This is a genomic window from Onishia niordana, assembly GCF_004798965.1.
In the GTDB taxonomy this organism is placed as follows: domain Bacteria; phylum Pseudomonadota; class Gammaproteobacteria; order Pseudomonadales; family Halomonadaceae; genus Onishia; species Onishia niordana.
The window spans coordinates 74,314-88,329 of sequence record NZ_SDSD01000009.1 but is presented as its reverse complement, the minus strand read 5'-3'; the positions used below and the strand labels follow the sequence as shown (position 1 = coordinate 88,329).

The window sequence follows — 14,016 nt, the reverse complement described above, 5'->3', positions numbered from 1 at the left end:
GCCTAGGCTCCGCTGTGCCGGTGGAGGCGTGTGACAAAGAAGTTGTAGAGCGGGCCGAAGACCAGGGCCACGTACCAGCCGTAGCCGAAGCTTTCAGCCAGGCCCAGGAAAAAACTTGGCCAACTCAACCAGGTGAAGCCAGGCAGGAATCGCAACCAGCTTTCGTACATCGCCTGGTCGGGAAACAGCAAGTCGAAGCCGACACATAGGATGAAGGTCACTGCCAGAAATAGCCCCAGGCTCATCCCCAGTGCGATCACGGGAATCCGCGGCGCGGCTTGACCCGGCAAGGGCGTGCCATGACGCGACCTGGGCTTGGCCATCGGAGCTGGATCGACGTCAGGCATCTTGGTTCTCCAGTTGGGCTGGCCGACTTTCGGTATCCGGGCTGACATATTGCTCGGGCGCTGCCTCGAAGCGTTCCCGACAGTCACGCGAACAGAAGTAATAGACGGAACCGTCGTGGACGCTCGGCTTGGCCTTCTCGGTGCTAACGGTCTTGCCGCAGACAGGATCCACGTCTTCGGCTGGCGGAATCCAGCGCGGGCCTTCGGAGGCCGCCCGGCTCTCTGACGCCACCTCGCCATGCTTGCCCTTGTCACGGCCATGCCCCATCACGTGAGCACCGCAGCCGAAGCGCATCATCAGGAAGATGAGTCCTGCCCAGAGCATGAAATACACCAGTTCGTTCATCGCCCTTCTCCTTTATCATCAACGCCTCACCGCTGGACGCCAGCGAGCTCGATGCCAGTCTGAGGCCTATGGGCAACCCAAGAGGCAAGCAGAACGAGATGTCACGTACTGCGATGCGATTCTTATCCCTAGAAAGCGTATCCCGCCAAGCTGAATCGATGCTGAATGCTGATCTTCGACTCCCGACGAGTATCACTCTCCCGTCCCTATCTAGCGATCGGAGGCACCCATTCTTCTGCGGTCACCGTAAGCGGCCTGTGACCGCGCGGCCTGTCGAGGCTTATCCGTGAGTCAGTGCAGTCAGGGGCGGCGGGTGCCAAAGCAAGTGATCGAACACCGCACGATTAGGCCTAGCTAACTGGACTCAGCCTGGTTTCAGCTTCGCCCTCTACACTAAAAAAAGACAGTAAGAGGTGTCTCATCGAGCATCTCTGCGTGCCGCCCTCAGAGTGGTGACGGCTCTCGATTCCAGGAGGCGATCATGAAACAACGACGCTTTCTCATCGGCGCGTCGAAGGTAGGAGGTTGCATAGGGGCGACATTCACGACGGAACCAACACCGATCAATCTGGAGGTTCCGCCTTACCGTTTCCTGTCCGAGGCTCGAGTCAAGATCGGCGTCGACCCCCAATCAATGACAGCCTAATACCGAGAGGCAAGTCACCATGACCGCCAACACAGCGACAGACAAGGCACCAACGGTCCGCCGGGCCAAGCGCAAGCGCAAGCGCCAACCGGCAGCATCACAAGAGCTGCCCGAGCAGATGGCCGCACCCGGTCCAGATGAGGTTACTGTCCCAAGCAACGCAGCAACGGAACTGCTCGCCTATCAGGGCGACCTGTGGCGGCGCGGTCTGCGCTACCTGGATACCCTGCGTGAGCGCGCCGATAAAATGCTCGAACATGAGCAGGCGGGTAAGCCGCCACTGCTCGACTTCGACTACGAGATGATCCTCGATGGTCGGCAACTGGCGCGGCCTGCCAACTATGCCCTGCTGCGCATCACCCGGGTCGGCGACGACTGCCTGGAGGACTGTCTCGACGAGAGCAAGCCGCCGGTCATGATCATCGATCCCCGCGCGGGTCATGGGCCCGGCATCGGTGGCTTCAAGCGCGACTCCGAGGTGGGCATGGCGCTCCACTTGGGGCACCCGGTCTACTTCGTGATCTTCTTCCCCGAGCCCGTTGCCGGGCAGACTCTGGAGGATGTGCAGCATGTCCTGCGACGCTTCGTCGAGACCCTGGGGGAGCGTCACCCCGGCAAGCCGCCGGTGCTCTACGGCAACTGCCAGGCGGGCTGGGCCATCGTCCTGCTCTCCGCAGACTGTGAGGGCCTGGTCGGGCCGGCAGTTCTCAACGGCTCGCCGTTGTCCTACTGGTCCGGCGAATCCGGGGTCAATCCCATGCGCCTGGCCGGCGGGCTGCTGGGAGGGGCCTGGCTGACCCACCTGATAGCAGACCTAGGAGACGGGCGCTTCGACGGCGCCCATCTGGCCGCCAACTTCGAGAGCCTCAAGCCGGCGAATACCTTGTGGCAGAAAGACTACCAGCTGTTTGCCGACATCGACGGCCAGCGCGAGCGGTTCCTGGCGTTCGAGCGCTGGTGGGCGGGTTTCTATACGCTAAGCAAGGAGGAGATCACCGCCATCGTCGAAAACCTGTTCATCGGCAACAAGCTTGAGCGTGGTGAACTGCAGATCTGCCCGGGGTGTACCGTCGACCTCAAGCACATCCGCAACCCGCTGGTGATCTTCGCCTCCAGCGGCGACAACATCACCCCGCCCCACCAGGCACTCAACTGGGTCCCGGCGGTGTACCCCGACACCGAGGCACTCAAGGCCGCTGGCCAGCGCATCATCTATCTGCTCAATCCGCATGTCGGCCATCTGGGGATCTTCGTTTCCGCCAAGGTCGCACGGCTGGAGCACCGGGCGATCCTCGAGAGCGTCGGCGAGCTGAATGACCTCGCGCCGGGGCTCTACGAGATGAAGATCGACAACCCCACCGGCGATCCCGACTGCCACAAGCCGCAGTTTCAGGTGCACTTCGAGGAGCGCCGCGTGGAGGAGCTGGACTACCCCGAGCAGGAACCGGCGTTCGAGCAGGTAAAAGCACTTTCCACGCACAATGTGGCCCTCTACGAGACCTTCGTCGGGCCCTGGGTACGATTGTTCGTTACACCTTGGTCCGCCGAGGCACTGCGTCAACTGCATCCGGCGCGGACCAGCCGGCTGATATTCTCGGAGCGGTTCGCGCCCTGGATGGGCAGCGTGAAGTGGCTGGCCGAGATAGTGGAGACCATGCCAACGCCGGTCGATAGCAACAATCCCTATCGGCAATGGGAGACCTTGATGAGCGAGGCGATCACCTCGACGCTGACGCTTGCCGGCACGAGTCGCGACAGCGTCTTCGAGATGGTGTTCAAGGGGCTCTATGGCCGTCGCCCAGCCCGATGAGTCGCGGCCCTACAGGGGCCAATGGATAGATCGAGGTCATTCACACCCTGCGCCAGCCGTACTTGATGCGAGTCATGGGCCAAGGCATCCGGCAGGGGTATCCTGCGAGAACCACCGCTTTGGTGCAGGCCTATCGCCGACCAGGCATCCCATAACACAAGAGGGCGTCAACATGCAAGTCGAAACCTTTCAGGATCTCATCGACTGGACCCGGGAGCTCCATGGCTTCCTGGCCAAGTGCCTGCAGCACTGCTCTGTACAGCAAGATGAACCCCGGGCCAAAGCGCTGCTTGAGTACCTTGCCACTCATGAAGCGAACCTGGAAAGTACCGTGGCGAGCTTCGAGCAGCAGGCCGATCCCAAGGCCCTGCATACCTGGGTCTATGACTACTTGCCCCATCCGCCCATCTCGCCCCATCAGGAGTGTGACCTGCCCTACGCCAACATGAGTTTTGATGAGATCTGTCGTGAGGTATTCGCCTTCCATGATCAGGTCGTCGAGCTGTATCAATATCTAGAAGGCCGCGCCGAGATCCCCGAGGCACGCACCTTGATCCAGCAGCTGCTGAAGATGGAGGAACACGAGGCGATGCGACTTTCCCAACAGGCCAATCGCGCCAGAGACCTGTAAGCGTGTATCTTGCTGAGGCCACAGCGCGCCATCATCGTCAATGCGGGTATCGGTGGAGCGGTACTGATGGTGATCCCATTTGCTACGTCGCACTGAAGGAAAGTGACTCGTGGAAACGCTCTCGTCCATTGGACTGATCGGCGCCCTCGTCGGCGGGCTGCTGTCGTTTTTCTCGCCCTGCACCCTGCCACTGCTGCCCGCCTATCTGTCGGTAGTCACCGGCGGCAGTGCCGGCAAGGCGGATCGGCGCTTCGAGGCGTTGCTGCTGAGCACCTTCTTCGTCTTCGGATTCAGCGTGGTCTTCATCCTGATGGGCCTGGGTGTGACCAGCATCGGCCAGCTTCTGCGCGGCTATCGTCAGGAGCTCAACTGGATCACCGGCAGCATTGTCATCGTGCTCGGCCTGTTCATGACCGGCGTGTTCCGACTGCCCGCCCTACAGCGCAGCTTTCAGTGGTCGCCCGAGTTGCGAGGGGGCTCCCCCATGGCAGCAACCTTCTTCGGCGTTTCCTTCGCCATCGGCTGGACGCCCTGCATCGGCCCGATCCTGGGCGCCATCCTGATGGCCACCTCGACCACCGCCAATGCCCAGGCCGGCATGCTCTATCTTGCGACGTACTCGATGGGATTGGCCCTACCCTTCCTGGCCAGCACACTGCTGCTCAACAAGTTCAGCCGCTATCGGGGCAGTCTGGGCAAGTGGAGTGCCTATGCCCGTCCGATCGCAGGCGTGATCCTGATTCTGATGGGGCTTCTGATCGTCTCAGGGACGCTAACCAGGCTCTCCAGCATGCTGGTGGACTGGTTCCCGGCCCTTGCCACCATAGGCTAAATGCTGCCTTCCTGAGACATCTTACCCTTTACACCACCCAATTCGGCACGGGTGAAACCCTACCAAGGATACTCAGTGCGCAGTTCGTGGCACAGAACTGTAAGCTCGGGTGGCAGTGATGAGCCGGAGACCTAACAGGAGAAATTGTCCGTGCTAGTCCAACTACATCTTGTAGGAGCCAGGTACAAAGTATGGGCTAGAGTATGGGCTGATAGAATTTAGACATAAAAAAAGCCGCTGAAATCAGCGGCTTATCTTTGTTTGGTGGCGGAGGGACAGGGATTCGAACCCTGGGTAGGTATTAGCCTACGCCGGTTTTCAAGACCGGTGCATTAAACCGCTCTGCCATCCCTCCGGCTTATGGCTGCGTATAATACCAGCCTCGTGCGATTCGTCAAGAGGCAGTTTGCGATCAACACGTTACGACGCTAATCCGGTTAAGCCTCGGCGCTAATAATAGAGGCGCAGGCCCACCCGGGTGATCTTGTTGCCGCGCATTTCGTTGACCACCCAATGAAAGCCATGCCAATCCACGTCGTCGCCTACCACCGGGTGCCCGCCAACTCTCAGCGACACATATTCACCAAGCGTCATCTCCTGCTCTCCGGGGCTCAGGGTCAGGCCGTAAGCTTCGGCTACATCCGACATCAAGGCATCGCCTTCTAGGGTAAAGGTGCCAAAGAAGGCGCGCACTCGAGCCAAACGCGCATCTCCATTGAAGAGGCGGTTGAGTGCCGGAAGATCATCGTTTCGCCCGATGACGCAAACCACATCGCCTAACCGCAAGCGGGTGCTGCCCTTGGGATGAAGCATTACGTGCTGCCGAAACATCGCCGAAATAAGAGAACCCGAGGGGAAGCGCAGCAACCGAATCGGTACGTCATCCAGGGCCTTATCCTCGACATGATAGACAAACATTTCGTAGTCATTCTCCGGCAACACGCCGAGCGGCCCACGCCGATGCGGTGAGGCCGTGGCGGGCACTTCAACCTTCATCAAGCGAGCCATCAACGGCAAGGAGCCGCCTTGAATCAACAGTGACAACAGCACCACCGCGAAGGCGATATTGAAATACAGGGAGGCGTTTTCGACACCACCGATCACCGGGAAAATGGCCAATACGATCGGAACCGCGCCACGTAACCCCACCCAAGCAATAAAACCGACCTCGCGCCAGCGAAATTTGAAGAAGGGTTTGATGGCAATCATTACCGCCAGCGGGCGCGCCACGAAGATCAGTGCCAGCGCGACCAAGAGCGAGGGCAAGGCAAAATCGAGCATTTCACTGGGATTAACCAGCAGACCCAGCACCAGAAAGAGCCCAATCTGACTCAGCCACGCCAGCCCATCGTGAACCGGCAGGATATAATCCAGATGGCGCCCAGGCTGATTGCCGATCATTAGGCCGGTCAGATAAATGGCGAGAAAACCACTGCCCCCCAGCCAACTGGTGGCACCGAAGACACAAAAGCCAAGCGCCAGCGCCAGCAATGAGTAGAGTCCCGGCGCCAGATCCAGCCAGCGCAGCAGGCGAGCAATGCACCATCCAGCGCCCACCCCGATCGCCAGGCCCAACCCGAACTGGGTGAACAGGAACATTAGGGTGCCAGTCACGCCCCCCAGGTCACCGACCAGCAGTTCGACCAGGGTCAGCGTCAAAAAGATCGCCATCGGGTCGTTGGTGCCGGACTCAATCTCAAGAGTGGCACCTACCCTTTCATTTAAGTTGATGCCCTGCCCACCCAGCATCGAGAATACGGCGGCAGCGTCGGTGGAACCAACGATAGCGCCCACCAGCAACCCCTGAACAAGGGTCAGATCAAATACCCACATGGCCAGAAGACCCACCACACCGCTGGTAATGAAGACGCCCAGGGTGGCAAGCGACAGGGCAGGCTTGAAGCCGACTCGGAAGGTTTTGAGGCGGGTTCGCAAGCCACCATCAAGCAGAATCATGGCCAAGGCCAGGTGGCCGATCAAGAAGGCAAGGGAATAATCATCAAACTTGATACCCAGCAGCCCTTCCTCACCGGCCAGCATGCCTAGGCCAAGAAAGATGACCAAAAGCGGTAGGCCAAACAGAGTGGAAAGTCGACTTGCGAGGATGCTCAAGGCGATCAGGAAACCACTAAGCAGAAAAAGAGTATTGATGCTATCCATGGTCATCCGCAGTCGAATCGAGCCAGGCCATAGTATGCCATAGTCGCCGTGTAGCAGCGATGCAGGCCCATGGTGTTGGGTGGCTCATTCATGCTCAAGAGGGATAAACTACTACCGTGTTGGCCGATAAAACCAACGCCCCTCTTTGCCTTGGGAGTCCTTATAAGATGACAACATGTTCGATGCCGCCATCATGGCGCACCGCTCGGCTCACGAGGCTGATAGCCACCAGCATGCTTATTTCCCTGTTCGCCTCAGCCCCCGCTTGGGCCGAGTCATCTGAGAACCAGATGCCGGAACAAGCATCGTCACAGTCGGATGAAGCGCCTGCGGAAGAGCCGGCACCACCCAGTTCCGACGAAACACCCAGTGACATGTCACAGACGGCTCCTGAGGAAGAAGGCTCGGCGGTTGGTGCCGAAGAAGCAGAAGCATTAATCGTGGAAGTCCCCTCAGTGGCTGAGGGCTCGCCCGAGCCCATCGAGCCGCCACCCACACGTGAATTGCACCTGGTGCTCGACTGGTACCCGTCTCTCCATCATGCCGCTGTGTTGATTGCGAAAGCCCACGGTGAACTCAAGCGCCAAGGAGTGTCGTTGACCATCACCTCTCCCGCCGATCCTCGCGTACCGGCTAAGTTGGTGGCCGCCGAGCGGGCCGACCTGGCAATGGGGCGCCAACCACAGTTGCACATGCTGATCGACAAAGGCCTGCCGCTGGTGCGTGTCGCCACACTGATCGACACCCCTTTATCGTCCCTGATCGTACGCGAGGATAGTGATATCACTAGCTTCACAGACCTTGAAGGCAAGACACTCGGTTATGCCTTCAATGACAGCATCACCCCCGTTCTTGCGTCGATGCTGAATCATCACGGTATGTCACTGAATGACGTAATGCTCGAGAAGCTAGACTTTGACATGGTGCGTGCGCTGATCGAAAAACGCGTCGATGCAGTCATTGGGGCGCCCCGCAATGTCATCCCGGCCCTGCTCGCCCAGGAAGGGGTGCCCAGCCGCCGTTTCCTGGCTGAGGAGCACGGCCTGCCCCTTCATGATGGCCTGATACTGATCGCCAACCGAGATCGGCTCGATGACAAACGCGGCGACATCAAGCATTTCCTCACCGCCCTAGAAGAGGCGACCCACTGGATACTCAATCACCCGGATAAAGCCTGGGCGCTGCTCGTTCAAGAGGAGCCGAGTCTAGATAGCACTGCCAACCGTCAAGCCTGGGAGGCCACCCTGAGGCGCATGGCACCAAGCCCTGGGACGCTGAATGCCGGCCGCTACGCTGACGTCGAGATGTTCCTTGAAGCACGCTCCTTCATCGACAAGTCAGCATCGGTCAAACGCCTGGCGGTAGAGCCTGGCTCGACATAAAAGCGGCACGAGCTCATCAGCCACTATCGTCATCGAGACGATGGTGATGCCCGAGCATTGCTGGCTTTATGGCAACACTGGCAACAACATGTCGAAGCAGGAGGCGCCCAAGCTAGTCGCGGCCGAAGCGATCACGCTTCACACGGGCATACCCCTATACGGGCTCTTCCGCGCCGCCAAAGAGGCGCGACAAGCACTCAAACAGATTGCGGAGCATCATGGCCTATGCCCACGCCTACTGGGATTGGAAAAGGGACGCGGGCAGCTGCTTCTCGAGTCAGCTGGGTCGCTGTCATGGCGCCTGTCATGGGAAGGAGTCGAAAGACAGTCGCGATGCTCGCGCTCGCGAGGCATTGGAAAGACTGCGCGTGCAGCAATGGCCCTGGCCTGGTCGCATCGCCATTGGCGAGGGCGCAACCGACAGCGATGCCGAGGGCGCTTTAGCCTGGCACCTGGTCGACCACTGGTGTTATCTCGGCAGCGTCAAGGCACTGGATGCTACCTCACTGGCAACGCTCGATGAGCGGCCTGTCAGTTTCGACATCGACACATACAAGATACTCCGCCGCGCCCTTGACCAGCACACAGGTCACGACCAGCGTCCTAGCCAAGGGCAGTTCAAAACAGCGTCGCTTACGATTCACCCCATCGACACCGACGGTGCTTGTCAGGACGGAAAAGGCTGATCCAGTGACTCGATGAAGTCCGTCACCGTTCGCTGGAAAGCGCTAGGCTGCTCGGCATGCAGCCAATGGCCGGCATCCAGCGTCGCGATCTGTGCAGAGGGCAGGATGTCTTTCACGGTCGGCAACATGTCATCGCTCACATAATGCGAGCGACCGCCGCGGAGCAACAGGCTTGGCCCCTCGTAGGCGCCCTCCCCTGCGGGCTCGCCGCGGATATCTTCATAGCCTGCTTCGATATGATCGAGTCCGATGCGCCAGCGCATACCACCTGCCTCGTCACGTTCCAGGTTAGTTGCCAGGAACATGCGAATGGGCTTCTCATCGACATGCTCGGCCATCAGGGCATCAACCTCACGGCGGTTAGCGGGGGCGTTGGCCTCCACATGGCGCAATGCCTTGAATATCTCATCGTGACCGTGATCGTAAGTCACCGGAGCTATGTCGGCGATGATCAGAGAGGCCACACGCTCTGGCGCCAGCCGCGCCACCGTCATCGCCACCTTGCCACCCATCGAGTGACCCAGCAGATGACATTGCGCGATTTCAAGCCGGTCCAGCGCGGCTAACACGTCCTCTGCCATAGCCTGATAGGCCATCCCTTCCAGGTGCGGAGAGCGCCCATGATTGCGCAGATCCAGCACCACGACTCGATGCCGACGCTCCCACTGCTTGGCGAGTGAGCGCCAGTTGTCGGCACTGCCCAGCAGGCCATGGATGACCACCAATGGCGTGCCTTCACCACCACTATCGAGGGTATGCAGTTCAGCTGTCATGAGATCTCCTGAAAATGAGTGCCGGTGAACATAGATGAGAATGGGCTAACGTCTCAGTAGCCTTCGGCCAGCGCTGGATCACGATCGCTTTGTCCTGTCCATGCCATTAGTCGCCGGCTCAGCCAGGCCAGCAACAGGCCATAAAGCGGCAAGAAGAACAGCAGACTGATACCGAGCTTGATGGCGTAATCGACCCAGGCAATCTCCGGCCAGTTGGCGGCCATGAAGGCATCAGGACTGTTGTGAAAGGCGATCGAGAAAAAGGCAAAGGTATCCGCCAGATTGCCGAACAGTGTCGATACGGCTGGTGCTACCCACCAGGCACGCAGTCGACGCAGGCGATCGAAGATCTGAATATCCATTAGCTGGCCCAGCACATAGGCCATGAAACTTGCCAGGGCGATACGTCCAACGAACAGATTCCATTCAGTCAATGCGCCGAATCCAGCGAAACTGCCCTGCGGAAAGATCACCGAGACGACATAGGACACCAGAAGTGCGGGCAACATCACGCGGGCGATGATCATCCGCGCGGGCCCCTTGCCGAATAGCCGAACCGTCAGATCGGTAGCAAGAAAAATGAACGGGAAACTGAACGCTCCCCAGGTGGTATGGAAGCCAAACAACGTAAAGGGGAGCTGAACGAGATAGTTACTGGCGGCGATCACGGCAATGTGAAAAGCCATCAGAATGCTCAGACAGCGACGTGTCTGGGCGGGTGTTAACGTAAACATGAGTCGCCTTTTTGGTAAGCGGAGGGGTGAGGGAACCCTCGAAACACAGAGCGCCACGGCTTTGGCCGTGGCGCTCCTCGTATACGTCAGTATACCTGCTCCCTTGGGGAGGGTGAAACGCGCTTAGTTCGCCTTGCCCGACTCGGGTGTATCGGCGGCAAGCGATGCATCACGCTCTGGCCAGGCATTAGGATCGACCTTGCCCGCAAGCTTGGGAAAGCGGCGCGGATCGAAGACAGGCTCTACGCCAGCGCGCAATTGACGATCGTAATCCTTAAACAGCGCCACGGCGAGCGGCGATAGCAGCAGAATGGCCACCAGGTTGATCAACGCCATCATGCCCATCGACAGATCGGCGAATCCCCATATGGCCTTGAGACTGCTCACCGAGCCGATCATCACCATCGCCAACACCGCCAGGCGGTACATGAACACCACGGTACGGGCACGGCGTGGTCCGGCCAGGTACTCAATGTTGCTCTCTCCATAGGAGTAGTTGGCAATCACCGAGGTGAAGGCAAACAACAAGATGGCAATGGCAATGAACATGCCGCCCCAGTCACCGACATGAGACGATAGCGCCGCCTGGGTCAGCTGAATGCCATTGGGCGAATCGCCACTGGCCATCATCGGGCCAGAAATGATGATGATGGCCGCCGTGGCGGTGCAGATCACCAGCGTATCGAGAAAGACCCCCAGCATCTGGATAAAGCCTTGAGCCGCCGGGTGATTCGGTTTGGTGCTGGCGGTAGCCGCCGCGTTCGGCGCCGAGCCCATACCGGCTTCGTTGGAGAAGAGGCCACGCTTGATGCCTTGCATCATCGCCTGCGCCACGGCATAACCCACGGCGCCGCCAGCGGCCTGCTCGATACCGAAGGCGCTGCGCAGGATGGTCATGATCGCACCCGGCAGTTCGGACGCGTTCATTGCCACAACGACCAGCGCCAACGCCAGATAGAGCACTGCCATCAGCGGCACAATCAACTCGGCCACCTTGGCGATCGATTTCAGGCCACCGAAGATGATCGGTGTCACCACCGCTACCAAGGCAACCCCCACCATCCAGGGCGGCACTTCAAAGGCTTGCTCCATGGCCAGCGCAATGGAGTTGGCCTGGACGCTATTGAAGGCAAGGCCGAAGGCGATAATCAGACACACCGAGAAGGCCGTGGCCAACCAGCGGGAACCGAGCCCTCGCTCGATATAATAGGCCGGGCCACCGCGGAAGGTTTGGTCCCCGTGGTTGACCTTGTAGGCCTGAGCCAGGGTCGACTCGACAAAGCTTGTAGACATGCCGACAACGGCCGTCATCCACATCCAGAACACGGCACCGGGACCACCAAAGTAGATAGCCACGGCCACCCCCGCCAAGTTGCCGGTGCCCACGCGTGCGGCAAGACTGGTCGACAGCGCCTGGAAGGAGGAAATGCCCTCCCCAGCTTCACGCGAACGCCTGAGCAGCTTGAACATGTGGCCGAAATACCGGAATTGCACGCCACGGGTCATGACAGTAAATAAGAGCCCTGCCCCGATGAGCAGGTATATCAGCACGCTGCCCCAGATCAGACCGTTACCGGCGCTGACCAAACTGGTGAAAAGGTCAGAAAATGAAGTATCCATGGTAATGCTGGGCACCCTTTGTGAAGTCATTGTCGCCCGACATTCTTCATACAATATGCTTTTGCGCAAGTATCCCCATGGAAAGGGGCTCTTCCATCGTCTTTTTGCCAGGCTTTTACATGATTGCCCGGTATTTTCCTGCCTTGAAGCTTTCGCGCCTTTCTCCGACCTTGGCAGTGGGGCATAATCCGCGCCGCCAATGCCCTGCTAGCAATAGCTCTCTATCACCATCGCGCACTGCGCCCGACACGATACCAATCAACATGGAACTGACCTCGCACGCCACCTCATATCTGTCACTGCTTGCGCCACTGGTGGCCATCGGTCTTGCGGTCCTCACCCGTCGCGTGCTGCCAGCGCTGGCTGTAGGCAGCGTAGTCGGCGCTCTGTTGCTGAATGGCGGCCAGCCGTTGACCACCGCTGCCGACCTTGCCCGCCGCTTGATTGGCGTCTTCTGGACACTGCCCGAGAGCAGCGATGTCGGCTTGGGAGAGGCGAATAGCTGGAACTTGTCGATTCTGACCTTTCTGCTGCTGCTGGGGGCCATGGTCGCACTGGTCACGCTATCCGGTGGCACCAGAGCCTTTGGTGAATGGGCTCGCGAGCGTGTCCGCACGCGCCGTGGCGCTCAGCTAACCACGGTGCTGCTTGGCGCCATCATCTTCATCGATGACTACTTCAACAGCCTGGCCGTTGGCAATATCAGCCGCCCACTGACGGATCGCCAAGGCATATCCCGAGCCAAACTGGCTTACCTGATCGATTCCACCGCGGCCCCCATCTGTGTGATCACCCCAATCTCCAGCTGGGGCGCCTATATCATCAGCTTGGTCGGCGGCGTGCTCGCCGCCCATGCAGTGACCGACATCACCGCCCTGCAGGCCTTCCTTGAGATGTCGGCGTTAAATTTCTATGCCATCAGTGCCTTGGTCCTGGTTATCGCCAGCGCCTGGCTGGACCTGAACCTCGGTGCCATGCGCCGTCATGCGGACATGGCCCGGAAGGGAGACGTCTTCGATGGCTCCCGGGGCGAACCACCGGGCAATCTGACTATCGAAGAAGCCGAGGGCGGTCGAACCCGCGACCTGCTACTGCCGATTCTTACCTTGGTGGCCGCCACCGTAGCGATGATCCTGTATACCGGCGCGTCAGCCCTGAGCGCCGATGGCCAAGCCTTTAGCCTGCTCGGCGCCTTCGAACAAACCGATGTCGCCACGTCACTGCTGATCGGCGGCGCAGTGGCATTGATCGCTACGCTTGCGCTGCTATGGCCTCGCTCGACGGTGCGTCGTCGCGCCGGACTCGCGCTGCTGAGCGGTATTCATAGCATGCTGCCGGCGGTGTATATCCTGGTGCTTGCCTGGCTCTTGACCGGCATCATCTCGGACCTGGGCACCGGCGCCTATCTGGCCAGCCTGGTCGAGGGCGTGCTGGCGGCCCAATGGCTGCCGATGCTGCTGTTCGTTTTGGCCGGCATCATGGCGTTCGCCACCGGCACCAGCTGGGGGACCTTCGGCATCATGCTGCCCATCGCGGGCGACATGGCTGCCGCAACGGACATCGCCATGCTGCTGCCCATGATGGGGGCGGTGCTGGCCGGTGCCGTCTTCGGTGATCATTGCTCGCCCATCTCCGATACGACCATTCTTTCCTCCACCGGTGCTGCCTGCCATCACATCGATCATGTGCTCACCCAACTGCCCTATGCCGGTCTGGGGGCCCTCTCGACCCTTGCCGGCTATCTGACGCTGGGGCTCACTGGCTCGGGGCCTCTCGGCTTGATGGTGACACTGGCAGTTCTGGCGCTCGCCGTCGCCTGGCAATATCGCCGCCCACCTAGCCAGCCGGGAGCCTAGGCGCCAGGCTGATCTCGCCAAGTGTCAGCCAAGTACGCACGTGACGGCTAGACGACCCACCCAACGACAAGGCACACCCTTGCGCGAGAGAATATAAAAAGAGGCCACCTTCTCATGAAGGTGGCCTCCTCTTTTTGTGGCTTTCGTGGCAAGCCTTGTAAATAGCGAGTGCTGGCATGATGTCGCCATGCAA

13 protein-coding genes, 1 tRNA gene and 1 pseudogene are annotated in these 14,016 nt (G+C 59.7%); 8 read left to right on the top strand and 7 right to left on the bottom strand.

From position 1 onward, the window contains the following. Positions 1–2 precede the first annotated feature (2 nt). Together ETC27_RS15090 and ETC27_RS15085 are read right to left on the bottom strand one after the other, a co-directional pair. On the bottom strand, positions 3–347 hold the full coding sequence (locus ETC27_RS15090; protein WP_205742485.1) for a DUF5676 family membrane protein: 345 nt from the start codon (positions 345–347) through the stop codon (positions 3–5). Next, complete coding sequence (locus tag ETC27_RS15085; RefSeq protein ID WP_112056319.1) at positions 340–693, bottom strand: YHS domain-containing protein; 354 nt, start codon at positions 691–693, stop codon at positions 340–342. Before ETC27_RS15085 ends, ETC27_RS15090 begins: the two co-directional genes overlap by 8 nt. Positions 694–1,174: 481 nt before the next feature. Here ETC27_RS15085 and ETC27_RS17310 point away from each other — a divergent pair, with 481 nt between their 5' ends. From ETC27_RS17310 to ETC27_RS15070, 4 genes are all read left to right on the top strand, one after another. Beyond that, positions 1,175–1,339, top strand: a complete 165-nt coding sequence (locus ETC27_RS17310) for a hypothetical protein (protein ID WP_168709072.1) — start codon at positions 1,175–1,177, stop codon at positions 1,337–1,339. 19 nt (positions 1,340–1,358) lie between these two features. Next, complete coding sequence (locus tag ETC27_RS15080) at positions 1,359–3,149, top strand: DUF3141 domain-containing protein (RefSeq protein WP_168709071.1); 1,791 nt, start codon at positions 1,359–1,361, stop codon at positions 3,147–3,149. Between the two features lie 172 nt (positions 3,150–3,321). Then, positions 3,322–3,780, top strand: coding sequence for an ATPase (locus ETC27_RS15075; protein ID WP_112056322.1), 459 nt, complete (start codon positions 3,322–3,324; stop codon positions 3,778–3,780). A gap of 109 nt (positions 3,781–3,889) precedes the next feature. Further along, positions 3,890–4,612 carry a cytochrome c biogenesis CcdA family protein gene (locus tag ETC27_RS15070; RefSeq protein ID WP_112056323.1) on the top strand — a complete coding sequence of 241 codons (723 nt, stop codon included), beginning with the start codon at positions 3,890–3,892 and terminating at the stop codon, positions 4,610–4,612. A gap of 265 nt (positions 4,613–4,877) precedes the next feature. Here ETC27_RS15070 and ETC27_RS15065 read toward each other — a convergent pair. Both ETC27_RS15065 and ETC27_RS15060 read right to left on the bottom strand, forming a co-directional pair. After that, positions 4,878–4,967 (bottom strand) — tRNA-Ser (locus tag ETC27_RS15065). A 95-nt stretch (positions 4,968–5,062) separates the two neighbouring features. After that, entirely contained in the window at positions 5,063–6,772 is a 1,710-nt protein-coding gene (locus ETC27_RS15060) for a potassium/proton antiporter (protein WP_136255820.1), read from the bottom strand. 233 nt (positions 6,773–7,005) lie between these two features. Between ETC27_RS15060 and ETC27_RS15055 the strand changes: the two genes are divergently transcribed. From ETC27_RS15055 to ETC27_RS15050, 3 genes and pseudogenes are all read left to right on the top strand, one after another. Then, positions 7,006–8,154 (top strand): ABC transporter substrate-binding protein, encoded by a 1,149-nt coding sequence (locus ETC27_RS15055; protein WP_168709070.1) that lies wholly within the window; start codon positions 7,006–7,008, stop codon positions 8,152–8,154. A 40-nt stretch (positions 8,155–8,194) separates the two neighbouring features. Further along, a pseudogene (locus ETC27_RS18460) lies at positions 8,195–8,353 on the top strand (hypothetical protein); the annotation flags it as partial. Positions 8,354–8,372: 19 nt separating this feature from the next. After that, complete coding sequence (locus ETC27_RS15050; RefSeq protein ID WP_136255818.1) at positions 8,373–8,840, top strand: hypothetical protein; 468 nt, start codon at positions 8,373–8,375, stop codon at positions 8,838–8,840. Here the strand turns inward: ETC27_RS15050 and ETC27_RS15045 are convergent. The 3 genes from ETC27_RS15045 to ETC27_RS15035 form a co-directional block, all read right to left on the bottom strand. Then, entirely contained in the window at positions 8,822–9,613 is a 792-nt protein-coding gene (locus ETC27_RS15045; RefSeq protein ID WP_136255817.1) for an alpha/beta fold hydrolase, read from the bottom strand. The two genes, ETC27_RS15050 and ETC27_RS15045, sit on opposite strands and share 19 nt — an antisense overlap. A 53-nt stretch (positions 9,614–9,666) precedes the next feature. Continuing rightward, positions 9,667–10,347: a 7-cyano-7-deazaguanine/7-aminomethyl-7-deazaguanine transporter gene (locus tag ETC27_RS15040; protein WP_136255816.1), complete on the bottom strand. Its 681-nt coding sequence runs from the start codon at positions 10,345–10,347 to the stop codon at positions 9,667–9,669. Positions 10,348–10,470: 123 nt separating this feature from the next. Continuing rightward, positions 10,471–11,967 carry an alanine/glycine:cation symporter family protein gene (locus tag ETC27_RS15035; RefSeq protein ID WP_136255815.1) on the bottom strand — a complete coding sequence of 499 codons (1,497 nt, stop codon included), beginning with the start codon at positions 11,965–11,967 and terminating at the stop codon, positions 10,471–10,473. A gap of 263 nt (positions 11,968–12,230) precedes the next feature. Between ETC27_RS15035 and ETC27_RS15030 the strand changes: the two genes are divergently transcribed. Beyond that, positions 12,231–13,823, top strand: coding sequence for a Na+/H+ antiporter NhaC family protein (locus ETC27_RS15030; RefSeq protein ID WP_136255814.1), 1,593 nt, complete (start codon positions 12,231–12,233; stop codon positions 13,821–13,823). The last annotated feature ends 193 nt before the right edge of the window (positions 13,824–14,016 follow it).

Bases quoted from the DNA above. Each gene is read 5' to 3' on its own strand.
- ETC27_RS15090 (WP_205742485.1), bottom strand. From the start codon at position 347: ATGCCTGACGTCGATCCAGCTCCGATGGCCAAGCCCAGGTCGCGTCAT.
- ETC27_RS15085 (WP_112056319.1), bottom strand. From the start codon at position 693: ATGAACGAACTGGTGTATTTCATGCTCTGGGCAGGACTCATCTTCCTG.
- ETC27_RS17310 (WP_168709072.1), top strand. From the start codon at position 1,175: ATGAAACAACGACGCTTTCTCATCGGCGCGTCGAAGGTAGGAGGTTGC.
- ETC27_RS15080 (WP_168709071.1), top strand. From the start codon at position 1,359: ATGACCGCCAACACAGCGACAGACAAGGCACCAACGGTCCGCCGGGCC.
- ETC27_RS15075 (WP_112056322.1), top strand. From the start codon at position 3,322: ATGCAAGTCGAAACCTTTCAGGATCTCATCGACTGGACCCGGGAGCTC.
- ETC27_RS15060 (WP_136255820.1), bottom strand. From the start codon at position 6,772: ATGGATAGCATCAATACTCTTTTTCTGCTTAGTGGTTTCCTGATCGCC.
- ETC27_RS15055 (WP_168709070.1), top strand. From the start codon at position 7,006: ATGCTTATTTCCCTGTTCGCCTCAGCCCCCGCTTGGGCCGAGTCATCT.
- ETC27_RS15050 (WP_136255818.1), top strand. From the start codon at position 8,373: ATGGCCTATGCCCACGCCTACTGGGATTGGAAAAGGGACGCGGGCAGC.
- ETC27_RS15045 (WP_136255817.1), bottom strand. From the start codon at position 9,613: ATGACAGCTGAACTGCATACCCTCGATAGTGGTGGTGAAGGCACGCCA.
- ETC27_RS15040 (WP_136255816.1), bottom strand. From the start codon at position 10,347: ATGTTTACGTTAACACCCGCCCAGACACGTCGCTGTCTGAGCATTCTG.
- ETC27_RS15035 (WP_136255815.1), bottom strand. From the start codon at position 11,967: ATGGATACTTCATTTTCTGACCTTTTCACCAGTTTGGTCAGCGCCGGT.
- ETC27_RS15030 (WP_136255814.1), top strand. From the start codon at position 12,231: ATGGAACTGACCTCGCACGCCACCTCATATCTGTCACTGCTTGCGCCA.